Source organism: Streptococcus sp. 959 (genome assembly GCF_013277075.1).
Classification (GTDB): Bacteria; Bacillota; Bacilli; order Lactobacillales; family Streptococcaceae; genus Streptococcus; species Streptococcus pseudopneumoniae_C.
The window spans coordinates 102243-128222 of the sequence record NZ_VMMF01000017.1; the positions used below are offsets into that span (position 1 = coordinate 102243).

26 protein-coding genes are annotated in these 25980 nt (G+C 42.2%); 24 read left to right on the forward strand and 2 right to left on the reverse strand.

The window, feature by feature from the left end:
* From lytC to whiA, 10 genes are all read left to right on the forward strand, one after another.
* Nucleotides 1-1575: a choline binding-anchored murein hydrolase LytC gene (gene lytC / locus HT717_RS06490; RefSeq protein WP_080982931.1), complete on the forward strand. Its 1575-nt coding sequence runs from the start codon at nucleotides 1-3 to the stop codon at nucleotides 1573-1575.
* A 235-nt stretch (nucleotides 1576-1810) separates the two neighbouring features.
* On the forward strand, nucleotides 1811-2329 hold the full coding sequence (locus tag HT717_RS06495; protein ID WP_042901358.1) for a Dps family protein: 519 nt from the start codon (nucleotides 1811-1813) through the stop codon (nucleotides 2327-2329).
* A 129-nt stretch (nucleotides 2330-2458) separates the two neighbouring features.
* Nucleotides 2459-2965, forward strand: coding sequence for a dihydrofolate reductase (locus HT717_RS06500; protein ID WP_049540862.1), 507 nt, complete (start codon nucleotides 2459-2461; stop codon nucleotides 2963-2965).
* The gene (locus HT717_RS06505; RefSeq protein ID WP_042901356.1) at nucleotides 2965-3135 is read left to right on the forward strand and encodes a hypothetical protein; all 171 of its coding nucleotides are present in this window, start codon (nucleotides 2965-2967) and stop codon (nucleotides 3133-3135) included. The genes HT717_RS06500 and HT717_RS06505 overlap by 1 nt, the downstream gene beginning before the upstream one ends.
* 36 nt (nucleotides 3136-3171) lie before the next feature.
* Nucleotides 3172-4404 (forward strand): ATP-dependent Clp protease ATP-binding subunit ClpX, encoded by a 1233-nt coding sequence (clpX, locus tag HT717_RS06510; RefSeq protein WP_049540859.1) that lies wholly within the window; start codon nucleotides 3172-3174, stop codon nucleotides 4402-4404.
* Between the two features lie 8 nt (nucleotides 4405-4412).
* Nucleotides 4413-5000 carry a ribosome biogenesis GTP-binding protein YihA/YsxC gene (gene yihA / locus HT717_RS06515; protein WP_020900580.1) on the forward strand — a complete coding sequence of 196 codons (588 nt, stop codon included), beginning with the start codon at nucleotides 4413-4415 and terminating at the stop codon, nucleotides 4998-5000.
* Nucleotides 5001-5010: 10 nt separating this feature from the next.
* Entirely contained in the window at nucleotides 5011-5391 is a 381-nt protein-coding gene (locus tag HT717_RS06520; RefSeq protein WP_001140420.1) for a RidA family protein, read from the forward strand.
* A 51-nt stretch (nucleotides 5392-5442) separates the two neighbouring features.
* Complete coding sequence (rapZ, locus tag HT717_RS06525) at nucleotides 5443-6333, forward strand: RNase adapter RapZ (RefSeq protein ID WP_049540857.1); 891 nt, start codon at nucleotides 5443-5445, stop codon at nucleotides 6331-6333.
* Complete coding sequence (locus tag HT717_RS06530) at nucleotides 6330-7307, forward strand: YvcK family protein (RefSeq protein WP_173304751.1); 978 nt, start codon at nucleotides 6330-6332, stop codon at nucleotides 7305-7307. The genes rapZ and HT717_RS06530 overlap by 4 nt, the downstream gene beginning before the upstream one ends.
* On the forward strand, nucleotides 7304-8215 hold the full coding sequence (gene whiA, locus HT717_RS06535; RefSeq protein WP_049540853.1) for a DNA-binding protein WhiA: 912 nt from the start codon (nucleotides 7304-7306) through the stop codon (nucleotides 8213-8215). Before HT717_RS06530 ends, whiA begins: the two co-directional genes overlap by 4 nt.
* A gap of 33 nt (nucleotides 8216-8248) precedes the next feature.
* Here the strand turns inward: whiA and HT717_RS06540 are convergent, their stop codons facing one another.
* The gene (locus HT717_RS06540) at nucleotides 8249-9217 is read right to left on the reverse strand and encodes an NAD(P)/FAD-dependent oxidoreductase (RefSeq protein WP_049540842.1); all 969 of its coding nucleotides are present in this window, start codon (nucleotides 9215-9217) and stop codon (nucleotides 8249-8251) included.
* 137 nt (nucleotides 9218-9354) lie between these two features.
* Between HT717_RS06540 and cdaA the strand changes: the two genes are divergently transcribed.
* The 8 genes from cdaA (at nucleotide 9355) to HT717_RS06580 (ending at nucleotide 17623) form a co-directional block, all read left to right on the forward strand.
* The gene (gene cdaA / locus HT717_RS06545; RefSeq protein ID WP_205380548.1) at nucleotides 9355-10212 is read left to right on the forward strand and encodes a diadenylate cyclase CdaA; all 858 of its coding nucleotides are present in this window, start codon (nucleotides 9355-9357) and stop codon (nucleotides 10210-10212) included.
* The gene (locus HT717_RS06550; protein WP_049540839.1) at nucleotides 10199-10963 is read left to right on the forward strand and encodes a CdaR family protein; all 765 of its coding nucleotides are present in this window, start codon (nucleotides 10199-10201) and stop codon (nucleotides 10961-10963) included. The genes cdaA and HT717_RS06550 overlap by 14 nt, the downstream gene beginning before the upstream one ends.
* A 24-nt stretch (nucleotides 10964-10987) precedes the next feature.
* A complete protein-coding gene (gene glmM / locus HT717_RS06555) occupies nucleotides 10988-12340 on the forward strand; it encodes a phosphoglucosamine mutase (RefSeq protein WP_049540837.1) in 1353 nt (450 codons plus the stop codon).
* 73 nt (nucleotides 12341-12413) lie between these two features.
* Nucleotides 12414-12788 (forward strand): DUF1149 family protein, encoded by a 375-nt coding sequence (locus HT717_RS06560; RefSeq protein ID WP_049540835.1) that lies wholly within the window; start codon nucleotides 12414-12416, stop codon nucleotides 12786-12788.
* A 1-nt stretch (nucleotide 12789) separates the two neighbouring features.
* Entirely contained in the window at nucleotides 12790-13638 is an 849-nt protein-coding gene (locus HT717_RS06565; protein WP_000762173.1) for a DegV family protein, read from the forward strand.
* Between the two features lie 153 nt (nucleotides 13639-13791).
* The gene (dapB, locus tag HT717_RS06570; protein ID WP_049540833.1) at nucleotides 13792-14559 is read left to right on the forward strand and encodes a 4-hydroxy-tetrahydrodipicolinate reductase; all 768 of its coding nucleotides are present in this window, start codon (nucleotides 13792-13794) and stop codon (nucleotides 14557-14559) included.
* Nucleotides 14556-15755: a CCA tRNA nucleotidyltransferase gene (locus HT717_RS06575; RefSeq protein ID WP_080982930.1), complete on the forward strand. Its 1200-nt coding sequence runs from the start codon at nucleotides 14556-14558 to the stop codon at nucleotides 15753-15755. The genes dapB and HT717_RS06575 overlap by 4 nt, the downstream gene beginning before the upstream one ends.
* On the forward strand, nucleotides 15752-17623 hold the full coding sequence (locus HT717_RS06580) for an ABC-F family ATP-binding cassette domain-containing protein (RefSeq protein ID WP_049540830.1): 1872 nt from the start codon (nucleotides 15752-15754) through the stop codon (nucleotides 17621-17623). Before HT717_RS06575 ends, HT717_RS06580 begins: the two co-directional genes overlap by 4 nt.
* Before the next feature lie 36 nt (nucleotides 17624-17659).
* Here the strand turns inward: HT717_RS06580 and mntE are convergent, their stop codons facing one another.
* Entirely contained in the window at nucleotides 17660-18844 is a 1185-nt protein-coding gene (mntE, locus tag HT717_RS06585; RefSeq protein ID WP_049540828.1) for a CDF family manganese efflux transporter MntE, read from the reverse strand.
* Nucleotides 18845-19151: 307 nt separating this feature from the next.
* Between mntE and HT717_RS06590 the strand changes: the two genes are divergently transcribed.
* The 6 genes from HT717_RS06590 to yaaA all read left to right on the forward strand — a co-directional run bounded on the left by HT717_RS06590 (nucleotide 19152) and on the right by yaaA (nucleotide 25822).
* A complete protein-coding gene (locus HT717_RS06590; protein ID WP_173304755.1) occupies nucleotides 19152-21848 on the forward strand; it encodes a cation-translocating P-type ATPase in 2697 nt (898 codons plus the stop codon).
* A gap of 12 nt (nucleotides 21849-21860) precedes the next feature.
* Entirely contained in the window at nucleotides 21861-22652 is a 792-nt protein-coding gene (gene yghU, locus HT717_RS06595) for a glutathione-dependent disulfide-bond oxidoreductase (RefSeq protein ID WP_049540824.1), read from the forward strand.
* Between the two features lie 115 nt (nucleotides 22653-22767).
* Nucleotides 22768-23178 carry a peptide deformylase gene (locus HT717_RS06600; protein ID WP_020900591.1) on the forward strand — a complete coding sequence of 137 codons (411 nt, stop codon included), beginning with the start codon at nucleotides 22768-22770 and terminating at the stop codon, nucleotides 23176-23178.
* An 11-nt stretch (nucleotides 23179-23189) separates the two neighbouring features.
* Nucleotides 23190-24785, forward strand: coding sequence for a hypothetical protein (locus HT717_RS06605; RefSeq protein ID WP_049540822.1), 1596 nt, complete (start codon nucleotides 23190-23192; stop codon nucleotides 24783-24785).
* 65 nt (nucleotides 24786-24850) lie between these two features.
* The gene (locus HT717_RS06610) at nucleotides 24851-25015 is read left to right on the forward strand and encodes a DUF3953 domain-containing protein (RefSeq protein ID WP_049540983.1); all 165 of its coding nucleotides are present in this window, start codon (nucleotides 24851-24853) and stop codon (nucleotides 25013-25015) included.
* A gap of 78 nt (nucleotides 25016-25093) precedes the next feature.
* Nucleotides 25094-25822 carry a peroxide stress protein YaaA gene (gene yaaA / locus HT717_RS06615; protein ID WP_049540820.1) on the forward strand — a complete coding sequence of 243 codons (729 nt, stop codon included), beginning with the start codon at nucleotides 25094-25096 and terminating at the stop codon, nucleotides 25820-25822.
* Nucleotides 25823-25980 lie beyond the last annotated feature (158 nt).

Consider the following 25980-nt stretch of genomic DNA (forward strand, 5'->3'; position numbering starts at 1 on the left):
ATGTCTGTTCCATTTTTTATAGGAGAGGAAAGATTGAAAACAAAGATTGGAAAAATTGGATTAGCAAGTATCTTTTTACTAGGCTTGGCAGTTAGTCATGTTGCTGCAAATGAAACTGAAGTGAAAGCATCTTCGGAAGAAAGTAGCATCCAGACTTCTTCTAGTAAGGCTGAGGAAAAGAAATCAGAAACGACGACAAGTCAAAAAGAGGAAGAGAAAAAGGAAGAAGCTAAAGAGACACGAGCTAGTAGTCAAAAAGAGGAAAGCAAATCAACTTCCACATCGGCACACTGGGAAGGCGACTTCTATGTAAAGGCAGATGGGTCAAAAGCTAAGAGTGAGTGGATTTTCGATACTAGCTACAATAGCTGGTTCTATATAAAAGCAGATGGTCGTTATGCCCAAAAAGAATGGCATGGAAACTACTACCTCAAAGCGGGTGGTTACATGGCTAAAAATGAGTGGGTTTACGATAACAATTATAAGAGCTGGTTCTACCTCAAGGCTGATGGTTCTTATGCAAATCAAGAATGGCAGAAAATTAATGGCAAATGGTACTATTTCAAGAAATGGGGTTATATGGCTAAAAGTCAGTGGCAAGGAAATTATTTCTTGAATGGTCAAGGTGCCATGATGCAGAACGAATGGCTTTACGATAATCATTATAAGACTTGGTTCTACCTTAAGTCCGATGGTTCTTATGCTAATGAGCAGTGGCAAAAGGTAGATGGCAAGTGGTACTATTTCAAGAAGTGGGGTTACATGGCTAAAGATGAGTGGCAGGGTAACTACTATTTGACAGAAAGTGGTGCTATGGCTACTGGTGAATTAGTCATGAATGATGCTCGCTATATTTTTTCTGACTCAGGTGAGTTAAAAGAAAAGAAAGACTTGAATGTTGGCTGGGTTCATCGAAATGGTAGACGTTATTTCTTTAACCATCGTGAAGAACAAGTTGGGACTGATCAAGTTAAAAAGGTTATCGATGTTAGCGAGCACAATGGTCGTATCAGTGACTGGAAGAAAGTCATCGATGATAATGGAGTAGATGGTGTTATTGTTCGTTTGGGTTATAGTGGTGTAGAAGATAAAGAACTGGCTCATAATATTCAAGAACTTAATCGTTTGGGTATTCCTTATGGTGTCTATCTTTACACCTATGCAGAAAATGAGACCGATGCTGAGAATGATGCCAATCAGACGATTGAACTCTTGAAAAAATATAATATGAACTTGTCTTATCCTATCTACTACGATGTTGAGAACTGGGAATATGTAAATAAGACCAAGAGAGCTCCAAGTGATACTGGAACTTGGGTCAAGATTATCAACAAGTATATGGCAACAATGAAACAGGCTGGGTATCAAAATGTGAAAGTTTATAGTTATCGTCAACTCTTGCAAACTCGTTTGAATCATCCAGATATTTTACAACATGTCAACTGGGTTGCAGCCTATACGGATGCACTTGATTGGAATAATCCTCACTATTCAGGTGAAAAAGGATGGCAATATACTTCATCTGAATACTTAAAAGGAATTCGTGGTCGTGTTGATGTCAGCGTTTGGTATTAAGATATAAAGTTGAGAAAGGAGTGTGCAAGAAAATTGCATCCTCTTTTTCTTTGCTTTACTGAAGAAAAGGGACATGAAATTGAATCAAAAAAACTCTACAGAATTCTTAAATTATCAGTCTATTGCAACTTTTCTCATGTGAGTCTTTTGGCTTGCTATTGGTTTTTCTTAGTAGTATACTAAGGTAGTAATCATTAAGAAGTGGTTACAAAAAATAATGAATGAGGTAAAAACAATGGTAGAATTGAAAAAAGAAGCAGTAAAAGACGTAACATCATTAACAAAAGCAGCACCAGTAGCATTGGCAAAAACAAAGGAAGTCTTGAACCAAGCTGTTGCTGATTTGTACGTAGCCCACGTTGCTTTGCATCAAGTACACTGGTACATGCGTGGTCGTGGTTTCCTTGTATGGCATCCAAAAATGGATGAGTACATGGATGCTCTTGATGGTCAATTGGATGAAATTAGCGAACGCTTGATTACACTTGGAGGAAGCCCATTCTCTACGTTGACAGAATTCCTTCAAAATAGTGAAATCGAAGAAGAAGCTGGTGAATACCGCAATGTTGAAGAAAGCTTGGAACGTGTCCTTGTTATCTACCGTTACTTGTCAGAACTCTTCCAAAAAGGTTTGGATGTTACTGATGAAGAGGGTGACGATGTGACAAACGGTATCTTTGCAGATGCTAAAACTGAAACGGATAAAACAATCTGGATGCTTGCTGCAGAACTTGGACAAGCACCTGGTTTGTAAGAAATAAGGCAACATAGATAAATCTGTAGGAAATTTCTTACAGATTTTTTCTATTCTGTAGGCTATTCCAAACCAGTCTTTTTTTGAGTTTTTTGATAAAATAGTACTATCAGTGAAAAGGATGGAAGCATGACTAAGAAAATCGTAGCTATTTGGGCCCAGGATGAAGAGGGTGTGATTGGTAAGGACAATCGTCTGCCTTGGCATTTGCCAGCAGAATTACAACACTTCAAAGAAACAACTCTGAATCATGCTATCTTGATGGGGCGTGTGACCTTTGATGGGATGGGGCGTCGCTTGCTTCCAAAACGGGAGACCTTGATTTTGACGCGTAATTCTGAAGAAAAGATAGACGGGGTTACTACTTTTTATGATGTTCAGTCTGTCTTGGACTGGTATCAGGCTCAAGATAAGAATCTTTATATTATAGGTGGAAAGCAGATTTTTCAGGCTTTTGAACCCTATTTGGATGAAGTAATTGTCACTCAAATCCATGCTCGGGTGGAGGGAGATACCTATTTCCCTGAAGAGTTTGACTTGTCCCTTTTTGAGACAGTTTCAAGCAAATCCTATACTAAAGATGAGAAAAATCCTTATGATTTTACCATCCAATACCGCAAGAGAAAGGAAGTCTAATGGAACGTAGTATATTTGGTTTTTTCACAGCCATGCTGTGTTTGGTCTGCTTGCTTGCTGGAGCACAGGCTTTTCGTAAAAAGCGTTATGGACTTTCTGTCCTGCTCTTGTTAAATGCCTTTACCAATTTGGTCAATAGTATCCATGCTTTTTACATGACCTTATTTTAGATAGAATGACAGTATAGAATAGAACGGAAGGAAATCATGCCTACAAATAGGAATAATGATATGATGGTTTATTGCTCATTTTGTGGCAAAAGCCAAGAAGAAGTACAAAAAATAATCGCAGGCAACAACGCCTTTATCTGCAATGAATGTGTGGAGTTAGCCCAGGAAATTATTCGTGAGGAGTTGGCTGAGGAAGTTTTAGCAGACTTGTCTGAGGTACCAAAACCAATCGAACTCCTCCATATCTTGAACCATTATGTAATCGGTCAAGATCGTGCCAAGCGTGCCTTGGCAGTGGCGGTTTACAACCACTACAAACGTATCAATTTCCACGATACGCGTGAAGAGTCAGAAGATGTGGATTTGCAGAAGTCAAACATTTTGATGATTGGCCCAACTGGTTCAGGGAAAACTTTCCTTGCTCAGACCTTGGCTAAGAGCTTGAATGTACCTTTTGCGATTGCGGATGCAACAGCTCTTACTGAGGCTGGTTATGTGGGTGAGGATGTGGAAAATATTCTCCTCAAACTCTTGCAGGCTGCTGACTTTAACATCGAACGTGCAGAGCGCGGGATTATCTACGTGGATGAAATTGACAAGATTGCTAAGAAAAGCGAGAACGTATCTATCACACGTGACGTTTCTGGTGAAGGGGTGCAACAAGCCCTTCTCAAGATTATCGAGGGAACCGTTGCTAGCGTGCCACCTCAAGGTGGACGCAAGCATCCACAACAAGAGATGATTCAAGTGGATACCAAAAATATCCTCTTCATCGTGGGTGGTGCATTTGATGGCATTGAAGAAATTGTTAAACAACGTTTGGGTGAAAAAATCATCGGATTTGGTCAAAATAACAAGGCGATTGACGAAAACAGCTCCTACATGCAGGAAATCATCGCAGAAGATATTCAAAAATTTGGTATTATTCCAGAGTTAATTGGACGCTTGCCAGTCTTTGCTGCTCTTGAGCAATTGACCGTTGATGACCTGGTTCGCATCTTGAAAGAGCCAAGAAATGCTTTGGTGAAACAATACCAAACCTTGCTTTCTTATGATGATGTCGAGTTGGAATTTGACGACGAAGCTCTTCAAGAGATTGCCAATAAAGCCATTGAACGCAAGACAGGGGCGCGTGGACTTCGCTCCATCATCGAAGAAACCATGCTAGATGTTATGTTTGAAGTACCGAGTCAGGAAAATGTGAAATTGGTCCGCATCACAAAAGAAGCTGTCGATGGAACGGATAAACCAATCCTAGAAACAGCCTAGAGGAGACTATGGAACTTAATACACACAATGCTGAAATCTTGCTCAGTGCAGCTAATAAATCCCACTATCCGCAGGATGAACTGCCAGAGATTGCCTTAGCAGGGCGTTCAAATGTTGGTAAGTCCAGCTTTATCAACACTATGCTCAATCGCAAGAATCTCGCTCGTACATCAGGAAAACCTGGTAAAACCCAGCTTCTCAACTTCTTTAATATCGACGACAAGATGCGCTTTGTGGATGTACCGGGTTATGGCTATGCCCGTGTTTCCAAAAAGGAACGTGAAAAGTGGGGGCGCATGATTGAGGAGTACTTAACGACTCGGGAAAATCTCCGTGCAGTAGTCAGTCTAGTTGACCTCCGTCATGACCCGTCAGCAGATGATGTACAGATGTACGAATTTCTCAAGTATTACGAGATTCCGGTTATCATCGTTGCGACCAAGGCGGACAAGATTCCTCGTGGTAAATGGAACAAGCATGAATCAGCAATCAAAAAGAAATTAAACTTTGACCCAAGTGACGATTTTATCCTCTTTTCATCTGTCAGTAAGGCAGGGATGGACCAAGCTTGGGATGCAATCTTAGAAAAATTGTGAGGTAAAGAAAATGGCAAAAACAATTCATACAGACAAAGCTCCAAAGGCTATCGGACCATATGTTCAAGGAAAAATCGTTGGCAACCTTTTGTTTGCTAGTGGTCAAGTTCCCCTCTCTCCTGAAACTGGGGAAATCGTTGGAGAAACCATTCAAGAACAGACAGAACAAGTCTTGAAAAACATTGGTGCTATTTTGGCAGAAGCAGGAACAGACTTTGACCATGTTGTCAAAACAACTTGCTTCTTGAGCGATATGAACGACTTTGTTCCTTTTAATGAGGTTTACCAAACGGCCTTTAAAGAGGAATTTCCAGCTCGTTCAGCTGTGGAGGTAGCTCGTCTTCCTCGTGATGTAAAAGTCGAAATTGAAGTCATCGCAGAGATTGGATAAGCTAGTTGAAGTTTGGTTCTGCCAAACTTCTTTTGATATAAGGAGAAAAAGATGACAAAGAAACAACTTCACTTGGTGATTGTGACAGGGATGAGTGGTGCAGGCAAAACTGTGGCCATTCAGTCCTTCGAGGATCTAGGTTATTTTACCATTGATAATATGCCACCAGCCCTCTTGCCTAAGTTTTTGCAGTTGGTTGAAACCAAAGATGATGATCATAAGTTGGCCTTGGTAGTGGATATGCGTAGCCGTTCTTTCTTCTTAGAGATTCAAACTGTTTTGGATGAGTTGGAAAATAAGGAAGAACTGGACTTTAAAATTCTCTTTTTGGATGCAGCTGATAAGGAATTGGTGGCGCGTTACAAGGAAACCAGACGGAGTCACCCGCTAGCGGCAGATGGTCGTATTTTGGATGGAATCAAGCTGGAACGTGAACTCTTGGCACCTTTGAAAAATATGAGCCAAAATGTGGTGGATACAACTGAACTCACTCCACGTGAACTGCGTAAAACCATTGCAGAGCAGTTTTCAGATCAAGAGCAAGCCCAGTCTTTCCGTATCGAAGTCATGTCTTTTGGTTTTAAATATGGAATCCCGATTGATGCAGATTTAGTCTTCGATGTGCGCTTTTTGCCAAATCCATATTACCTTCCAGAACTGAGAAACCAAACGGGTGTGGATGAACCTGTTTATGATTATGTCATGAACCATCCTGAGTCAGAAGACTTTTATCAACATTTATTGGCCTTGATTGAGCCGATTTTACCAAGTTATCAAAAGGAAGGGAAGTCAGTTTTGACTATTGCCATGGGATGTACGGGTGGACAACACCGTAGTGTGGCCTTTGCTAAACGCTTGGCGCAAGACTTATCCAAGAATTGGCCTGTCAATGAAGGGCATCGCGACAAAGACCGAAGAAAGGAAACGGTAAACCGTTCATGAGAAAACCAAAGATAACGGTGATTGGTGGAGGGACTGGGATCCCCGTCATTCTAAAAAGTCTGCGGGAAAAAGATGTGGAAATCGCTGCTATCGTGACGGTGGCAGATGATGGTGGTTCTTCAGGTGAACTCCGAAAAAATATGCAGCAGTTGACACCGCCAGGCGATCTTCGCAATGTCCTTGTAGCTATGTCGGATATGCCTAAGTTTTATGAGAAAGTCTTTCAGTATCGATTTTCTGAGGATGCCGGAGCCTTTGCTGGTCATCCGCTGGGAAATCTCATTATTGCAGGTCTGTCAGAAATGCAGGGTTCGACCTATAATGCCATGCAGTTGATGAGTAAATTTTTCCATACAACAGGCAAGATTTATCCTTCAAGTGACCATCCTTTGACTCTTCATGCAGTCTTTCAGGATGGGACGGAAGTAGCTGGCGAGAGTCATATTGCAGACCATCCGGGCATGATTGACCATGTCTATGTGACCAATACTCTCAATGATGATATACCTCTGGCTAGCCGTCGAGTAGTGCAGACCATTCTTGAAAGTGACATGATTGTCCTAGGGCCAGGTTCCCTCTTTACCTCTATTTTGCCCAATATTGTCATTAAGGAAATTGGTCGAGCGCTTTTGGAAACAAAAGCAGAAATAGCTTATGTCTGCAATATCATGACCCAACGTGGGGAGACGGAACACTTTACAGATAGTGATCACGTGGAAGTCTTGCATCGTCACCTTGGCCGACCTTTTATTGATACTGTCTTGGTGAATATCGAAAAAGTGCCTCAGGAATATATGAATTCCAACCGTTTTGATGAATACTTGGTGCAGGTGGAGCATGACTTTTCTGGTCTTTGTAAGCAAGTTCCACGTGTGATTTCATCTAACTTCCTTCGCCTGGAAAATGGAGGAGCCTTCCACGATGGGGATTTGATTGTGGATGAGTTGATGCGGATTATACAGGTGAGAAAATGAGTTTCACAGTAGCAGTAAAAGAAGAAATCCTAGGTCAACACCATCTGAGCCGGCATGAATTATCTGCCATTATCAAGATGTCTGGTAGTATCGGTCTCTCAACTTCGGGTTTGACCTTATCTGTCGTGACAGAAAATGCCAAACTGGCTCGTCACCTCTATGAGTCCTTTCTCCATTTCTATGAAATCAAATCAGAGATTCGCCATCACCAAAGGAGCAATCTTCGCAAGAATCGGGTCTATACTGTTTTTACAGATGAAAAGGTACAGGACTTGCTGAGTGATTTGCACTTGGCGGACTCCTTCTTTGGCCTGGAAACAGGCATTGATGAGGCAATTTTATCGGATGAGGAAGCAGGCCGTGCTTATCTCTGTGGTGCTTTCTTGGCAAATGGGAGTATTCGTGACCCTGAATCAGGTAAGTACCAGTTGGAAATCAGTTCTGTTTATCTAGACCACGCGCAAGGGATTGCCTCTCTTCTCCAGCAATTTTTACTGGATGCTAAGGTGCTTGAGCGCAAAAAGGGGGCTGTGACCTATCTCCAGCGTGCCGAAGATATTATGGACTTCTTGATTGTCATCGGAGCTATGCAGGCGCGCGATGATTTTGAGAGAGTAAAGATTTTGCGGGAAACTCGTAATGACCTCAATCGGGCCAACAATGCCGAGACAGCTAATATCGCTCGGACAGTTTCTGCCAGCATGAAGACCATCAACAATATCAGTAAAATCAAAGATATTATGGGCTTAGAAAATCTGCCAGTGGATTTGCAGGAAGTAGCGCAGTTGCGGATTCAGCACCCAGATTACTCTATCCAGCAGTTAGCAGATAGCCTCAGCACCCCTCTGACCAAAAGTGGTGTCAACCACAGACTCAGAAAGATAAATAAATTAGCCGATGAACTATAAAACCACGAATCCTATGTGACTCGTGGTTCTTTTTTATAAACTGGTTGAGTGTTTTGGTTGTACTTTTTGCTCAGGGTCGATGTAGTTGATGGCATTGTTGACAGCAGTTGGAGCTTCTCCCAGTCCTGTCGCAATCAGGTCAATTTTTCCATCATAGTAGCAGCAGTCACCGATAGCATAGATACCTGCTTGACTGGATTCTTGCTTGCTGTTGACGATAATCTTGTGGCGGTTGAGGTCGAGCCCCCAGTTTTTGAGGTTACCGACAGAAGATTTGAAACCATAGTTGACAAAGAGGTGGTCTAGGTCAATCGTTTCGGTTTCATCAGATTTAACTTTTGTGATTTCAAGTTTATCAAGCGTTTTTCCATCTCCAAGGAGTTGGCTAGGGACGAATGGGGTATTGATGGTTACAGATGATTCTTGCAAGGCTTGGACACTGTGTTCCAAGGCACGGAAATTATCTCTGCGGTGGACAAGGGTAGTTGGCGCAATTTTTTCAAAAGCCAAAGCCCAATCCACAGCTGAGTCTCCCCCACCAAGAATCGTCACTTTCTTACCAGCGTATTGCTGAATGTTGGAAACGTGGTAGTGGATATTTTCATAGCCTTCAACGCCTTCTAGTTCCAGAGGACGTGGTTTGAAGGCACCGCCACCCATAGCTATGATAACTGTTTTAGTCAGGTGACTACCTTTAGAAGTTGTAATGGCAAATCCTTCTTCTTGTTTTTCAATCTCAAGAACCGTTTCATTGAGATGAATAGGGGTATCAAAGCCGTTTAGTTGCTCAATCAAGCGGTTGGTCAATTCTTCTCCAGTCAAATTTGGGAAACCTGGTACGTCTAGGATTTCCTTTTCAGGGTAGAGAATAGCAGGTTGTCCACCTAGTTGTGGAAGAGAGTCGATGATTTGGACCTTGGCTTGGCGTAGGTGGGCATAGAAGGCTGCAAAAAGCCCAACAGGACCACCACCTACAATGGTAATATCATAGAGTTGAGACATGGTTTCTCCTTTGTTTTTTCTAGTCAGTTTATTTTATCATATTTTTCCTTAATTTAAAATGAAGTAGGATAGGGAAAAAAATGCCAGAAAAATGGTATAATAGAGAGGAACGTGTTTGGACAGAGAGGAGACAGCAGATGAACTTTCAACAATTATCCAACCTGCAATATTGGACTAGCTTGTTTTCTAGTCCTTGGAGTATTGCCATCAATCTGTTTGATATTTTGATTGTGACCTATGTTTTGTATCGTTTTACAAAAGCGATAGCTGGTACCAAGATTATGATTTTGGTGCGTGGGGTCTTGATCTTTGTATTAGCCCAGGTTGTGGCCAATATCCTTGGTTTAACAACGATTTCTTGGTTGATTAATCAGATTATCACCTATGGAGTTATTGCTGCGGTTGTTATCTTTTCTCCAGAGATTCGGACTGGTTTGGAACGCTTGGGAAGGGCGACAGATTTTTTTTCTACTAGTCAAATTAGTGCGGAAGAGAAAATGATTCGTGCTTTTGTTAAGTCAGTTGAATATATGAGTCCTCGTAAGATTGGTGCTCTGGTTGCCATTCAACGGGTTCGGACCTTGCAAGAATATATTGCGACAGGAATTCCTTTGGATGCCAAAATTTCGGCAGAACTCCTCATCAATATTTTTATTCCCAATACCCCCCTACATGATGGAGCTGTGATTATCAGAGAAAATCGGATTGCGGTGACTTCTGCCTATTTGCCCTTGACAGAAAGTACAGGGATTTCCAAAGAATTTGGAACCAGACACCGGGCGGCTATCGGTTTATCAGAAGTATCCGATGCCTTGACTTTCATCGTCTCAGAGGAAACAGGTGGTATCTCTATTACCTACAATGGTGTCTTCAAGCATGATTTGACTCTTGAAGAATTTGAAGCAGAGCTACGAACCCTTCTTTTGCCAGCAGTTGAGGAAAAAGTCAGTTTCAAGGACCGTTTGCTAGGAGGTTGGAAATATGAGAAAAAATAGTCTATATATCATTTCATCTCTCTTTTTTGCTTGTGTCTTATTCATTTATGCAACGTCGACCAACTTTCAAAATAGCAATACCGCAAGGCAGGTAAAATCGGAAACCTACACCAATACGATAGCAAATATTCCCATCGATATTCACTATGATGATGACCAGTATTTTATTAGCGGATTTGCATCAGAGGTTTCTGTTGTGCTGACAGGAGCCAATCGTGTGACCTTGGCAAGCGAAATGCAGGAAAGTACTCGTAAGTTCAAGGTGACAGCGGATTTGACAGATGTTAGTATTGGAACGATTGAAGTTCCTTTAAACATTGAAAATCTTCCTAGTGGATTGACCGCTGTGGCAACGCCTCAAAAGATAACAGTGAAAGTTGGGAAGAAGGTTAAACGAGATGGGATGCTTGTTGTGCCACAAGTTGACCAAAGCCAGATTGATCCCAAGCTACAAATTGATAGTGTAACCGTGTCGAATGAACGCGTTTTGGTCACAACTGACCAGGAAACATTAGCTAAGATTGACAAAGTTATTGCGCTTTTACCAACCAGCGAACGCATAACAGGTAATTATAGTGGTTCAGTACCTTTGCAGGCAATCGACCGCAACGGGGTTGTCTTACCAGTAGTAATCACTCCGTTTGATACAACAATGAAGGTGACTACAAAACCAGTATCACCAAGTTCAAGCACAAGCAGTTCGTCGGAGACGTCTTCGTCAACGAAAGCAACTAGTTCAAAAACGAATTAAAAATAGAAAAAGGATTTTATAAAAATGGGTAAATATTTTGGGACTGATGGAGTCCGTGGAGAAGCTAATGTAGAACTAACGCCAGAATTGGCTTTTAAATTAGGACGTTTTGGAGGCTATGTTCTTAGTCAACATGAAACGGAAGCGCCGAAAGTCTTTGTAGGACGTGATACACGTATTTCAGGAGAAATGCTAGAATCTGCCTTGGTAGCTGGTCTTCTTTCAGTTGGGATTCACGTATACAAACTAGGCGTTCTGGCAACACCAGCAGTAGCTTACTTGGTCAAAACTGAAGGAGCAAGTGCAGGTGTCATGATTTCTGCTAGCCATAACCCAGCCCTTGATAATGGAATCAAGTTCTTTGGTGGTGATGGCTTCAAACTAGATGACGAAAAAGAAGCGGAAATTGAAGCATTACTAGATGCTGCGGAAGATACTCTTCCTCGTCCAAGTGCAGAAGGTTTGGGAACTTTGGTAGATTATCCAGAAGGTTTGCGTAAGTATGAAAGCTATCTGGTTTCAACTGGAACTCCCCTTGAAGGAATGAAGGTTGCTTTGGATACAGCCAATGGTGCAGCGTCTACAAGTGCCCGTCAAATCTTTGCAGACCTTGGTGCTCAGTTGACAGTTATCGGGGAAACACCAGATGGTCTTAACATCAATCTTAATGTTGGTTCTACACACCCAGAAGCCCTTCAAGAACTGGTCAAAGAAAGTGGTGCAGCTATCGGTTTGGCCTTTGATGGAGACAGTGACCGTTTGATTGCGGTTGATGAGAATGGCGACATCGTTGATGGTGACAAGATTATGTACATCATCGGAAAATACCTTTCTGAAAAAGGACAATTGGCTCAAAATACAATCGTGACAACTGTTATGTCTAACCTTGGTTTCCACAAGGCCTTGGACCGTGAAGGTATTAACAAGGCAGTCACTGCAGTCGGTGACCGCTACGTTGTTGAAGAAATGAGAAAATCAGGCTACAACCTTGGCGGAGAACAGTCTGGACACGTTATCTTGATGGATTACAATACCACAGGTGATGGTCAATTATCAGCTGTCCAATTGACGAAAATCATGAAAGAAACTGGTAAGAGCTTGTCAGAGCTGGCCGCAGAAGTAACCATCTATCCACAAAAATTAGTCAATATCCGAGTGGAAAATGCCATGAAGGAAAATGCCATGGAAGTGCCAGCTATCAAGGCCATCATTGAGAAGATGGAAGAAGAAATGGCAGGAAATGGCCGTATCCTTGTTCGCCCAAGTGGAACAGAGCCCCTCTTACGTGTTATGGCAGAAGCGCCTACAACAGAAGAAGTGGACTACTATGTTGATACCATCGCTGATGTAGTTCGAGCTGAAATTGGGATTGACTAAATCCTAGAAAACTAGATGAAAATAAAAATTTATGGTACAATAGCTTATAATATTGTAGCTAAGGGAGAGAGACATGAATCTTAAACGTGAACAAGAATTTGTCAGTCAGTATCATTTTGATGCGCGTAATTTTGAATGGGAAAATGAAAATGGAGCTCCTGACACTAAGGTGGATGTGAACTTCCAATTACTCCAACATGACCAAGAAAATCAAGTGACTTCCTTAATTGTCGTCTTGAGTTTTATGATTGTATTTGATAAGTTTGTCATTAGTGGAACCATTTCACAGGTGAACCATATCGATGGTCGTATTGTTAACGAACCAAGTGAATTGAACCAAGAAGAAGTGGAAACCTTGGCTCGTCCATGTTTGAACATGCTCAACCGTTTGACTTACGAAGTTACTGAAATTGCATTAGACTTACCAGGAATCAATTTGGAGTTCTAATATGAAATTAGCTGTTATCACAGATTCCTCTGCCTATCTCAGTGCAGATACCTTGCAAAGAGAAGATTTATTTGTCTTGGATATTCCTGTCAATATTGATGGTGAGGAGTATGTCGAAGGCATCAATCTGACTGCTGAGGAATTTTACCAAAAAATGGCTCAGGCTTCTGAATTGCCTAAGACCAGTCAACCAAGTATTGCCAAGTTAGATGAGATTCTAACTTCGCTTAAAGAACAAGGTTATACACATGCTTTGGGGCTTTTCCTATCTTCTGGAATTTCAGGTTTTTACCAAAATATCCAGTACATGGTCGATGATTATGAGGGCTTAACTATTGCTTTTCCAGACACTTTGATCACAAGTGCTCCTCTGGGTATCATGGTTGAAAGTGTCTTTAACTGGCGAGACCAGGGCGATGATTTTGCTATCATTCAGGATAAGCTAGCTATTCAGATTAGTCATACCTCTGCTTTCATCATGGTGGATGACTTGGACCACTTGGTTAAAGGTGGACGCCTTTCAAATGGAGCTGCTATTTTGGGCAATCTGTTAAGCATTAAGCCAATCCTTTATTTCAACGACCAAGGTGTGATTGAAGTTTATGAAAAAGTCCGTACTGAAAAGAAAGCAACCAAGCGCTTAATTGAAATTATCAAGGAAGCAACAGCTTCAGGCCAATACCGTATCATTGTTATTCACGGAAATGCCCCTGAAAAGGCTGAGGAATTGCGTCAGCACTTGCTAGATTCTGAAGTGGGTACGGATATTTCACTTGCTACATTTGGTAGTGTCATTGGAACACACCTAGGAGCAGGAAGTATTGCTCTGGGTTATATTCCAGTGATTTAGTTGGCGTTTCTAGGCTAGTTAAGAAATAGCAATTGAACACGGACTACCTGCCTCATGAAAAAAGATGCCTGTCTTGCCTTTCGTCGAAAGTCAGCGCCATTCCCTATTTTTCATGGGCAGCTAACGTCCTTTGTATCTTAGACAGGAGTAGAGATGAGTATTCGAGTAATTATTGCTGGTTTTAAGGGAAAGATGGGCCAGGCTGCTTGTCAGCTGGTCTTGGCTGATCCAGACTTGGACTTGGTAGCAGTTTTGGATCCCTTTGAGTCTGAATCAGAATGGCAGGGTATTCCTGTTTTCAAGGATAAGGCTGATTTAGCAGGCTTTAAAGCGGATGTTTGGGTAGATTTTACAACTCCAGCTGTTGCCTATGAAAATACACGCTTTGCTCTTGAAAATGGCTTTGCTCCAGTAGTTGGAACAACAGGTTTCACAAGTGAAGAAATTGCAGAACTAAAAGCATTCTCTCGTGCCCAAGATTTGGGTGGTTTGATTGCTCCAAATTTCGCCTTGGGTGCTGTCTTGCTTATGCAATTTTCAAGGCAGGCTGCTAAATATTTCCCAAATGTGGAGATTATCGAGCTCCATCATGACAAGAAAAAGGATGCCCCTAGTGGAACAGCTATTAAAACAGCTGAGTTGATGGCAGAAGTTCGAGAGTCTATTCAGCAAGGTGCGCCTGATGAGGAAGAATTGATTGCAGGTGCCCGTGGTGCTGACTTTGATGGTATGCGCATCCATTCAGTTCGTTTGCCAGGCTTAGTAGCCCATCAGGAAGTCATCTTTGGCAATCAGGGAGAAGGATTGACCCTCCGTCATGACTCCTATGATCGCAGCTCCTTCATGACAGGGGTCAATTTGGGAATTAAAGAAGTTGTCAAGCGTCATGAGCTTGTCTATGGATTAGAACACTTATTATGAGATTAACGCAAATGCCTTCTGAATTTCAGAAGGCTTTACCAGTATTAGAAAAAATTAAAGAAGCAGGTTTTGAAGCCTATTTTGTTGGGGGATCTGTTCGAGATGCCCTTCTCAATCGTCCTATCCATGATGTGGATATTGCGACGTCTTCTTATCCAGAAGAAACCAAGCAGATTTTTCCGCGAACAGCCGATATCGGAATCGAGCATGGAACTGTCTTGGTCTTAGATGGGGATGAGGAGTATGAGGTAACCACCTTTCGGACAGAGGATGTCTATGTGGACTATCGCAGACCCAGTGCGGTTTCTTTTGTTCGCTCGCTAGAAGAAGACCTCAAGCGCCGTGATTTTACAGTCAACGCCTTTGCCTTGGACGAAACAGGGGAAATCATTGACTTGTTCCATGGTTTAGAAGATTTAGAAAATCAGGTTTTGCGGGCGGTTGGAGTGGCTAGTGAGCGTTTCAACGAAGACGCTCTGCGGATTATGCGTGGTTTCCGTTTTCAGGCCAGTCTTGGCTTTGAACTTGAGCCAGAAACCTTTAAAGCAATGAAGACCTTGACACCGCTTTTGGAGAAAATTTCTGTGGAGCGTACCTTTGTTGAGTTTGACAAACTCTTGCTGGCTCCCTTTTGGAGAAGGGGCTTGGCTTCCATGATTGAGAGTCAAGCTTATGACTATCTTCCTGATATGGCATCTAGCCAAGACAAGCTCAACATCCTGTTTGATTTGGAGACTGATTTCACCTTTGAATCTTCAGAGCAAGCTTGGTCGGCTTTACTGTCGGCTTTGGATGTTGAAAATGCGCAGCCATTTTTGAAAGCTTGGAAGACATCACGCCAGTTTGCCAAGCAGGTACAGGATTTACTGACTATTTTGGCCTTGCGTGAAAAGGGAGAATTGAGCAAGCGCGATTGTTATCGCTTTGATTTAGATTTACTTTTACAGGCTGAAAATCTTCGTCAGGCTCAAGGAAAAGAAGTTAACCCGCAAGTCATCACAGAAACTTACCAGAGTCTGACCATTCATGATAAGAAAGAAATCCAAATCAACGGTGGTATTTTGATCAAGGAATATGGCTATCAACCGGGACCAGATTTGGGAGAGATTTTAACAGAGATTGAATATGCCATTGTCGATGGAGAATTGGAAAATGACCGTCAAGCCATCCATGCTTATCTAAGGGAGAAAAAATGAGTGATTTTATCGTTGAAAAACTAAGTAAATCCGTCGGTGACAAGACCGTTTTTAAGAATATTTCCTTTATCATCCATGATCTAGACAGAATTGGTCTGATTGGTGTCAATGGAACAGGGAAGACCACTCTTTTAGATGTCCTTTCTGGTGTTTCTGGCTTTGATGGAGATGTCAGTCCCTTTTCAGCTAAGAATGATTATCAAATTGGTTACTTGACCCAGGATCCTGATTTTGATGATAGCAAGACGGTCTTGGATACGGTTCTATCCAGCGACCTCAAGGAAATCCAGCTCATTCGTGAGTATGAGTTGATCATGCTCAACTACAGTGAGGACAAGCAGGCTCGTTTGGAACGTGTCATGGCAGAAATGGACTCTCTCCAAGCTTGGGAAATTGAGAGTCAGGTAAAGACGGTTCTTAGCAAGCTGGGGATTCAGGACTTATCTACTCCTGTTGGGGAATTGTCAGGTGGTCTAAGAAGACGGGTCCAGTTGGCGCAAGTTCTTCTTAGCAACCACGACCTTTTGCTTTTGGATGAGCCGACCAACCATCTGGACATTGCGACTATTGAGTGGCTGACCCTCTTTTTAAAAAATTCTAAGAAGACAGTTCTATTTATCACTCACGATCGTTATTTCTTAGACGCTTTGTCAACACGGATTTTCGAGTTGGACCGAGCTGGATTGACGGAATATCAGGGTAATTATCAGGACTATGTTCGCCTTAAGGCGGAACAGGACGAGCGCGATGCGGCTCTTCTCCACAAAAAGGAACAACTTTATAAGCAAGAATTGGCTTGGATGCGCAGACAACCGCAGGCGCGTGCGACCAAGCAGCAGGCTCGTATCAATCGTTTCCACGACCTGAAAAAGGAAGTTTCAGGCAATACTGCTGAGACAGACTTGACTATGAACTTTGAAACCAGTCGTATTGGGAAGAAAGTCATCGAGTTTCAGGATGTTTCCTTTGCCTATGAAAACAAGCTCATTTTGCAAGATTTTAATCTCTTAGTTCAGGCCAAAGACCGTATCGGAATCGTTGGGGACAATGGTGTTGGAAAATCAACGCTGCTCAACCTGATTGCTGGCAGTCTTGAGCCGACAGCAGGTCAAGTTGTGATAGGGGAAACTGTTCGCATCGCCTATTTCTCTCAACAAATTGAGGGCTTGGATGAAAGCAAGCGAGTGATCAATTACTTGCAGGAAGTGGCAGAAGAGGTCAAGACCAGCGGTGGTTCTACAACTTCGATTGCAGAGTTGCTGGAGCAGTTCCTTTTCCCACGTTCGACGCATGGAACCTTGATTGAGAAATTGTCTGGGGGAGAGAAAAAACGCCTTTATCTCCTCAAACTGCTCTTGGAAAAACCAAATGTTCTTCTTTTAGACGAGCCAACCAATGATTTGGATATTGCAACCTTGACAGTTTTGGAGAATTTCTTGCAAGGATTTGCGGGACCTGTTTTGACAGTTAGTCACGACCGTTATTTCTTGGATAAGGTAGCGACCAAGATTCTGGCTTTTGAGGATGGCAAGATTCGTCCTTTCTTTGGTCATTACACCGATTACCTTGATGAAAAAGCCTTTGAAACAGAGATGGCCAATCAAGTGCAAAAGGTCGAAAAGGAGAAAGTGGTCAAGGTCCGTGAAGACAAGAAACGCATGACCTACCAAGAAAAGCAGGAGTGGGCAAGCATTGAATGCGATATTGAAACCTTGGAAAATCGTATCGCTGCTATTGAAGAGGAAATGCAGGCTAACGGCTCTGATTTTGGTAAGCTAGCTACTCTTCAAAAAGAACTGGATGAGAAAAATGAAGCACTCCTTAAAAAATACGAACGCTATGAATATCTAAGTGACTTTGATAGCTAGAAGAATAGAAAAATCCCGTCTCGTGACAGGATTTCTCTATTCTTTTTTGGTTTCTTGATGAAAGATATTTTGCCAAGTTTCGTGGCGACGCCAGATACTGGTATGGACGATACCATCTAACTCATAGCAGATGAGTTTTGTTTTCTGACTGATGGAAGTGATTTGGATGTCCTTGATAGCAGAATTCAAGTCTTTTTCGGCTTTATAGGCCTCTTTATCCATCTGATTTCCGTCTTGACGAATATAGACAAAATCGTCAGCCAAGAGTTCTTCCAGTTGATTTCCTTGGTCAATCAATTGTTCACGCATAAGCAATTTTTTGTAGACATTGTCTAAAATTTCATCCTCAGGGATAGGCGCTGGCTCAATATGGACATCGGTATCAAAGACGCCAAAACGTTCCTCCAGCATAGACTCGACCTGATCCGCGATTTCATGACTCTCAAAAACAGACAAGTCAGGATTCATTTCTAGCGTAATATCAAGATAAATGTTGCTACCGTAGGTGCGACCTCTTTGAGATTTAACCTTGCTGATTTTGGGAATTTCCATGATGGCCTTTTGATAGTCCTCAAGCAGGCGGTCGTCAAAGCCATCTGAAAGGCTAAAGGAAGATTCGATGAAGATATCATAGGCAGTTTTCAAGATAAAGAAAGTGATGATGATGGCGACCAGTTTATCTACAATGGGATAATTGAAACTGCTAGCTAGGATGGCAATGGTGGTTCCAAGTGAGGTAACAGCATCAGAAAGATTGTCTTTTGCTGCGGCCTTGAGTGCCTTAGAGTTGGATTTCTTACTGAGGCGAGTATTGTAGAGATAAACTAGAAACATAATCGCTGCAGAAATGATTCCAAGAGTTGCACCAAGAGGGTCAATAACCGTTTCTTCATGACTGAGAATCTTTTGAATGGTATCCCTTAGAACATCAAAACCAACATAGAACATGATGATGGAAGTGACCAAGCTAGCCAAATCTTCAATCTTCCAGTGGCCAAAACGGTGATCTCGGTCTGCAGGCTGGCGTGCCATTCGAATCCCAATCAAGAGGGCCACATTTCCAATGATATCCGATACGTTGTTAAAACCATCTGCCACCAAACTGGATGAATGGAGGAGGTGCCCAGTTGCTAATTTGGCTGCAGACAAGATTAAATAGGTCGAAATACTGATAATGGCCCCACGTTCAGCTAACTTGAGATTTGAGATAGATTGCTTCATTCAACTTCCTTTCTAGTCACATAGCATTCTATCATTATACTGGTTTTCAAGGGAAAATTCAAATAAGGCAGTTTTTACTCTTTGAAAACTTTTCAAAATTTGGTATAATAGTACTACTCAAGGGAGTAGCTGGCAGAAACCTGTGATAGTGTCGTCATTCCGAATTTTATACTGAAAAGTATGCTTTCCGGCACTATCTTAAACAGCGAGACTTGTTATGATTAACAGGTCTCTTTTTGTTTGTCGTGAAAAGATACGATGAGGAAAAAGAGAGTCTGTTTTACACACAATGTCAAGGAGGAGACACATGTCAAAAGAACAAAAACGCCAAGCGTTTTACACTCAGAGTCCTGAAGAGGTCTTGCAGGCTGTGGATGCGACCGAGCAAGGTTTGTCATCAAGTGAGGCGGAAAAGCGCCTTGCCGAATTTGGCCACAATGAACTCGAAGAAGGTGAGAAACGATCAATCCTGGTCAAGTTCATCGAGCAATTTAAGGATTTGATGATTATCATCCTAGTTGCGGCAGCTATCTTGTCAGTCGTGACCTCTGGTGGGGAAGATATTGCAGATGCCATTATTATCCTAGCCGTGGTTATTATCAACGCTGCCTTTGGTGTTTACCAAGAAGGAAAAGCAGAAGAAGCCATCGAAGCCCTCAAATCTATGTCAAGTCCAGCTGCTCGCGTTCTTCGTGATGGCCACATGGCGGAGATTGACTCTAAAGAATTGGTACCTGGAGATATCGTTGCCCTTGAAGCTGGTGACGTGGTGCCAGCAGACCTACGTTTGCTAGAAGCCAATTCTCTTAAAATTGAAGAAGCTGCCTTGACAGGTGAGTCTGTGCCAGTTGAAAAAGATTTGTCAGTCGAGCTTGCTGCAGATGCTGGTATTGGTGACCGTGTGAACATGGCCTTCCAAAACTCAAACGTGACCTATGGTCGTGGAATGGGTGTTGTTGTTAATACAGGTATGTACACTGAAGTTGGTCACATTGCTGGCATGCTTCAAGATGCGGATGAGACGGATACGCCCCTCAAACAAAACTTGAACAACCTTTCTAAGGTATTGACCTATGCTATTTTGGTTATTGCCCTTGTTACTTTTGTAGTGGGTGTCTTCATTCAAGGGAAAAATCCACTTGGTGAGTTGATGACCTCTGTTGCGCTTGCCGTTGCAGCCATCCCAGAAGGGCTCCCAGCTATCGTAACTATCGTTCTTGCCCTTGGTACTCAAGTTTTGGCCAAACGAAACTCTATCGTTCGTAAGTTGCCAGCAGTTGAAACACTTGGTTCAACTGAAATCATCGCTTCTGATAAGACTGGTACGCTGACTATGAACAAGATGACAGTTGAAAAAGTCTTCTACGATGCAGTCCTACATGACTCAGCTGATGATATTGAACTAGGTCTTGAAATGCCACTACTTCGTTCAGTTGTCTTGGCCAATGATACGAAAATAGATGTGGAAGGCAACCTGATTGGTGACCCAACCGAAACAGCCTTTATCCAATATGCCTTGGATAAAGGCTACGATGTCAAAGGATTTTTAGAGAAATATCCTCGTGTAGCTGAGTTGCCATTTGACTCTGACCGTAAGCTTATGTCAACAGTTCACCCATTGCCAGATGGTAAATTCCTTGTAGCAGTCAAAGGTGCGCCAGACCAACTCTTGAAACGTTGTGTTCTTCGTGATAAGGCTGGGGATATTGCTCCGATTGATGAGAAGGTTACAAACCTCATTCATACAAACAACTCTGAAATGGCTCATCAAGCCTTGCGTGTCCTTGCAGGTGCTTATAAGATTATTGACAGCATTCCAGAAAACCTTATTTCTGAAGAGCTTGAAACTGATTTAATCTTTACTGGTTTGATTGGGATGATTGACCCTGAACGTCCTGAAGCTGCTGAGGCTGTTCGTGTGGCTAAGGAAGCGGGAATTCGTCCAATCATGATTACAGGTGACCACCAAGACACTGCAGAAGCTATTGCCAAACGTTTGGGAATCATTGATGCAAACGATACAGAAGGTCACGTTTTAACTGGTGCTGAACTCAACGAACTGTCAGATGAAGACTTTGAAAAAGTAGTTGGTCAATACTCTGTTTATGCCCGTGTGTCACCAGAACACAAGGTTCGTATCGTCAAGGCCTGGCAAAAACAAGGTAAGGTCGTTGCCATGACAGGTGACGGTGTTAATGACGCTCCAGCTCTGAAAACAGCCGATATCGGTATCGGTATGGGAATCACAGGTACAGAGGTTTCTAAAGGGGCTTCAGACATGATTCTTGCTGACGACAACTTTGCGACTATCATCGTCGCAGTGGAAGAAGGACGTAAGGTTTTCTCAAACATTCAAAAGACTATTCAGTACCTACTTTCTGCCAATACTGCTGAAGTACTAACTATCTTCCTATCAACCTTGTTTGGTTGGGATGTCTTGCAGCCAGTTCATCTCTTGTGGATCAACCTGGTAACCGATACCTTCCCAGCTATCGCTCTAGGTGTTGAACCTGCGGAGCCAGGTGTTATGACCCATAAACCACGTGGACGCAAGGCAAGCTTCTTCTCAGGTGGTGTTTTCAATTCTATCATCTATCAAGGTGTACTCCAAGCAGTCCTTGTTATGAGTGTTTATGGCCTTGCCCTTGCTTACCCAGTTCATGTGGGTGACAATCATGCCATTCATGCGGATGCCCTTACTATGGCCTTTGCAACCCTTGGCTTGATTCAGCTTTTCCATGCTTACAATGTCAAATCTGTTTACCAGTCCATCTTGACAGTTGGCCCATTCAAGTCTAAGACCTTTAACTGGTCTATCTTGGTATCCTTCATTCTTCTCATGGCAACAATCATCGTAGAACCGCTTGAAGGCATCTTCCACGTAACCAAACTGGACTTGTCACAATGGGGAATCGTTATGGGCGGAAGCTTCTCAATGATTATCATTGTCGAAATCGTTAAGTTTATCCAACGCAAACTTGGCTTTGACAAGAATGCGATATAAGGGAGGTTTCTGATGTCAGCTTATCAATTACCGACCGTATGGCAGGATGAAGCTAGTAATCAAGGAGCCTTTACGGGACTAAACAGACCAACAGCAGGTGCCCGTTTCGAACAAGACTTGCCAAAAGGAGAACAACCTTTTCAGCTTTATTCACTGGGAACACCAAATGGTATGAAGGTCACCATCTTATTGGAAGAATTACTAGAAGCTGGTTTTGAGCAAGCGGCTTACGACTTGTATAAGATTGCTATCATGGATGGGGATCAGTTTGGTTCAGACTTCGTAAAGCTCAATCCAAATTCAAAGATTCCAGCCTTGTTGGATCAGTCTGGGACTGAAGAAGTAAGAGTCTTTGAGTCTGCTCATATTCTTCTTTATCTTGCTGAGAAATTTGGAGCCTTTTTACCAAGCAATCCTGTGGAAAAGGTAGAAGTTTTGAATTGGCTATTCTGGCAAGCAGGTGCAGCACCTTTTCTAGGTGGAGGATTTGGACATTTCTTTAATTATGCCCCTGAAAAATTGGAATATCCAATTAATCGTTTTACGATGGAAGTGAAACGCCAGTTGGATTTATTAGATCAGGAATTGGCTAAGAAGCCTTATATTGCAGGCAATGACTATACGATTGCAGATATTGCTATCTGGTCTTGGTATGGACAGTTAGTTCAAGGAAAACTTTATCAAGGTTCTGCAAAATTCTTAGATGCCTCAAGTTATCAGAATCTAGTAAACTGGGCAGAAAAAATTGCCAATCGTTCAGCTGTTAAGCGTGGCATAGAAGCCACTTATAAAGAAATTAAATAGCAAAAAAGTCATCTTCGGATGGCTTTTTGCTACAGTTGAGGGAAAGGGCTTGCAGTTATCGGCTTTTGTGCTATAATTGCTATAATATAGTAAAAAGTAAGAGGAGTGTGAGGAAGTGGAAAAGAAAATTGTAAAGGATATCTTATTTTTATCTCAGGTATCTCAGCCGGCAAGTCAGGATGATCTGTATCTTGCCAGAGATTTACAGGATACGCTTTTAGCAAATCGTGAGACTTGTGTTGGGCTGGCTGCCAATATGATTGGGGTGCAGAAGCGCGTGATTATCTTTAATCTTGGCTTGGTTCCCATTGTCATGTTTAACCCAGTGCTCCTGTCCTTTGAAGGACCTTATGAGACAGAAGAAGGCTGTTTGTCCTTGGTAGGTGTGAGAGCAACTAAGCGTTATGAAACTATAACTGTTTCCTATCGTGACAGCAAATGGCAGGAACAGACCATTACCTTGACAGGCTTCCCAGCTCAGATTTGCCAGCATGAACTGGATCACTTGGAAGGACGAATCATTTAGGAGGAAAGTAAATGAAACGGATAATCTTTGAACTTATTTTTATTGCAACGACCTGGTATATTTTTTTACCGCCTCTTAATTTGACCAGCTGGGAATTTCTCTTTTTTCTCTGTGGGCATTTGTTGGTTGTGGCAGTCTTATTTGGCTTTGGCAAGGAAATCAATCTGGTCAAAACTGTTCATGTGCGCCACGGCAAGGCGGAAGCTGCTTTAAATTTTGAGGGTTTCAAAATCAATCGGTTAGGGAAAATTCTTTTAGCTTCTATTGGAGGAATTCTTCTCTTGGCAGGTTTGGTTTCCTTGGTGACTTCTAGCATTTTTCAGGCTAAAAATTATGCCAATGTAGTCACGGTTACGGAAAAAGACTTTACTGAATTTCCTAAGACTGATACCAGTAAGGTTCCTATCCTAGATAGAAGTACTGCTGAAAAAATTGGCGACCGCTACTTGGGTTCCCTAACCGATAAGGTGTCACAGTACGTGGCGGCAGATACCTATACTCAATTGACGATTGACGGAAAGCCTTATCGGGTTACACCGCTAGAATACGCAGACCCTATCAAATGGTTTAACAATCAGGCCAAGGGAATCGGCGAGTATATCAAGGTGGACATGGTAACCGGAAATGCGGACTTGGTGGACTTGAAGACACCAATCAAGTATTCGGATTCGGAGTATTTTAACCGTGATGTCAAACGACATCTGCGCTTTAAATACCCAACTAAAATCTTCAAGACTCCATCTTTCGAGGTGGACGATGAGGGCAATCCTTTCTATGTGGCGACGGTTTACCAAAAGCAATTTGGACTTGCGGTTCCTCGTCCTGTTTCAGTCATTATCTTAGATGCCACAAATGGAGAAACCAAAGAATACAGCTTGGCAGATGTTCCGGAATGGGTGGACAGGGTTTATCCAGCTGAGGAAACCATTGAACAAATCAACTATAACGGCAAGTACAAGGATGGTTTCTGGAATGCCATGATTTCCAAGAAAAATGTGACTCAGACTACCAAGGGCTATAATTACTTGTCTATCGGCAATGACATCTACCTCTATACAGGTGTGACGTCGGCCAATGCGGATGAGAGTAATCTTGGTTTCATCCTTGAGAATATGCGAACAGGAGAAATCACTAAGTACAGCTTGGCTTCTGCGACCGAAGAATCAGCCCGTGAATCAGCAGAAGGTGCTGTCCAGGAGAAATCTTACAAGGCAACCTTCCCAATTCTCATCAACCTCAATGATAAACCTCTCTACATCATGGGCTTGAAGGACAATGCTGGCTTGGTCAAAGAGTATGCTTTGGTGGATGCAGTTGAGTACCAAAACGTTATCGTAGCCACTACAGTGGAAGAACTGCTCAGCAAGTATGCCAATAAAAATGATCTTGAGATTGATAATGCAACAACAGAAAGCATCAAGGGTGTGGTAGCAGACCTCAAATCAGCTGTAATCAAGGGAGACACCGTCTACTTCTTTAAAGTTGATGGCAAGATTTACAAGGTCAAGGCCTCTGTATCTGATGACCTCCCTTACCTCGAAAATGGTAAAACCTTCGAAGGTCAAGTAGGAAAAGACAATTATCTCAAGACCTTTAAGCTACAGTAAAAACAGTTTTATTTAAGAAGTGTATGTTATAATAAGGTAAATTAAGACTAATGGAGGACAAAGAAATAGGTTTTTATGTGATGCTTACTTCAATGCTACTTGGATTGTTTGATTTGAAGATAGGTTTTTCTCAGTTTAAGGAGAAAAAAGATAAATTCTTATCTATCTTAACAAGCTTAACTGGCACAGCCCTTGTTCTCGTGGCTATCTGGTTAGGATGGCCTAAATAAACAGAGAAACCTCGGTCAAGCCGAGGTTTTTCAGATGAATTTCTTGGTTGTGACTAAAAAATATGCTACACTATCAATATGAAAATTTTAATCCCAACAGCAAAAGAAATGAACACAGATTTGCCAAGTATTGAAGTAGCCCCTTTAAAACCAGAAAGTCAGGCTGTGCTGGATGCCTTGGCTCTCTATTCTGCTAGTCAATTGGAGAGTTTTTATAAGGTATCAGCCGAGAAGGCTACGGAAGAGTTTCAAAATATTCAGGCTTTGAAAAGGCAAAGAGCTCAACACTACCCAGCCCTGAAACTTTTTGATGGGCTTATGTACCGCCATATAAAGCGAGATAAATTGACTGAGGCAGAACAAGCCTATCTTGAAAATCATGTCTTTATTACTTCGGCTTTGTACGGTGTTGTTCCAGCCTTGTCACCTATGGCACCTCACCGTTTGGACTTTTTGATGAAGTTAAAAGTCGCTGGTAAGACTTTGAAGAGCCATTGGAAGTCAGCCTATGATGAAGCTGTGAATAAGGAAGAAGTGATTGTCTCTCTCTTGTCATCCGAGTTTGAGACTGTATTTTCTAAGGAAATCAGAGAAAAAATGGTGACTTTCAAATTCATGGAGGACAAGGGTGGTCAGCTGAAGATTCATTCAACTATTTCCAAGAAAGCGCGTGGGGCCTTCCTAACAGCTCTGATAGAAAATCAAGTACAAACAGTGGAGGAGGCTCGCCGCTTAAGCTTTGCAGGATTTGTCTACCGAGAAGACTTGTCCCAACCACAGGAATTGGTTTTTGTTAAGGAAGTATAAAAAGAGAACAATTCAAATGGAGGCTCAACTTCTTCATTTCTAAAACGCATGAGATTGGATAAAGAGTCTTTAAAATCAGAAAAATGCATATTATCAGATATTGAAAAAATTTGATGATATGCATTTTATTTTTCTAGAGTATTTTGGAGATTTTATAC

Bases quoted from the DNA above. Each gene is read 5' to 3' on its own strand.
- dapB (WP_049540833.1), top strand. From the start codon at position 13,792: ATGAGTATTCGAGTAATTATTGCTGGTTTTAAGGGAAAGATGGGCCAG.
- HT717_RS06495 (WP_042901358.1), top strand. From the start codon at position 1,811: ATGGTAGAATTGAAAAAAGAAGCAGTAAAAGACGTAACATCATTAACA.
- HT717_RS06520 (WP_001140420.1), top strand. From the start codon at position 5,011: ATGGCAAAAACAATTCATACAGACAAAGCTCCAAAGGCTATCGGACCA.
- HT717_RS06500 (WP_049540862.1), top strand. From the start codon at position 2,459: ATGACTAAGAAAATCGTAGCTATTTGGGCCCAGGATGAAGAGGGTGTG.
- HT717_RS06540 (WP_049540842.1), bottom strand. From the start codon at position 9,217: ATGTCTCAACTCTATGATATTACCATTGTAGGTGGTGGTCCTGTTGGG.
- clpX (WP_049540859.1), top strand. From the start codon at position 3,172: ATGCCTACAAATAGGAATAATGATATGATGGTTTATTGCTCATTTTGT.
- glmM (WP_049540837.1), top strand. From the start codon at position 10,988: ATGGGTAAATATTTTGGGACTGATGGAGTCCGTGGAGAAGCTAATGTA.
- lytC (WP_080982931.1), top strand. From the start codon at position 1: ATGTCTGTTCCATTTTTTATAGGAGAGGAAAGATTGAAAACAAAGATT.
- HT717_RS06530 (WP_173304751.1), top strand. From the start codon at position 6,330: ATGAGAAAACCAAAGATAACGGTGATTGGTGGAGGGACTGGGATCCCC.
- rapZ (WP_049540857.1), top strand. From the start codon at position 5,443: ATGACAAAGAAACAACTTCACTTGGTGATTGTGACAGGGATGAGTGGT.
- HT717_RS06590 (WP_173304755.1), top strand. From the start codon at position 19,152: ATGTCAAAAGAACAAAAACGCCAAGCGTTTTACACTCAGAGTCCTGAA.
- HT717_RS06575 (WP_080982930.1), top strand. From the start codon at position 14,556: ATGAGATTAACGCAAATGCCTTCTGAATTTCAGAAGGCTTTACCAGTA.
- mntE (WP_049540828.1), bottom strand. From the start codon at position 18,844: ATGAAGCAATCTATCTCAAATCTCAAGTTAGCTGAACGTGGGGCCATT.
- yihA (WP_020900580.1), top strand. From the start codon at position 4,413: ATGGAACTTAATACACACAATGCTGAAATCTTGCTCAGTGCAGCTAAT.
- HT717_RS06505 (WP_042901356.1), top strand. From the start codon at position 2,965: ATGGAACGTAGTATATTTGGTTTTTTCACAGCCATGCTGTGTTTGGTC.
- HT717_RS06565 (WP_000762173.1), top strand. From the start codon at position 12,790: ATGAAATTAGCTGTTATCACAGATTCCTCTGCCTATCTCAGTGCAGAT.
- yaaA (WP_049540820.1), top strand. From the start codon at position 25,094: ATGAAAATTTTAATCCCAACAGCAAAAGAAATGAACACAGATTTGCCA.
- HT717_RS06605 (WP_049540822.1), top strand. From the start codon at position 23,190: ATGAAACGGATAATCTTTGAACTTATTTTTATTGCAACGACCTGGTAT.
- yghU (WP_049540824.1), top strand. From the start codon at position 21,861: ATGTCAGCTTATCAATTACCGACCGTATGGCAGGATGAAGCTAGTAAT.
- cdaA (WP_205380548.1), top strand. From the start codon at position 9,355: ATGAACTTTCAACAATTATCCAACCTGCAATATTGGACTAGCTTGTTT.
- whiA (WP_049540853.1), top strand. From the start codon at position 7,304: ATGAGTTTCACAGTAGCAGTAAAAGAAGAAATCCTAGGTCAACACCAT.
- HT717_RS06580 (WP_049540830.1), top strand. From the start codon at position 15,752: ATGAGTGATTTTATCGTTGAAAAACTAAGTAAATCCGTCGGTGACAAG.
- HT717_RS06560 (WP_049540835.1), top strand. From the start codon at position 12,414: ATGAATCTTAAACGTGAACAAGAATTTGTCAGTCAGTATCATTTTGAT.
- HT717_RS06550 (WP_049540839.1), top strand. From the start codon at position 10,199: ATGAGAAAAAATAGTCTATATATCATTTCATCTCTCTTTTTTGCTTGT.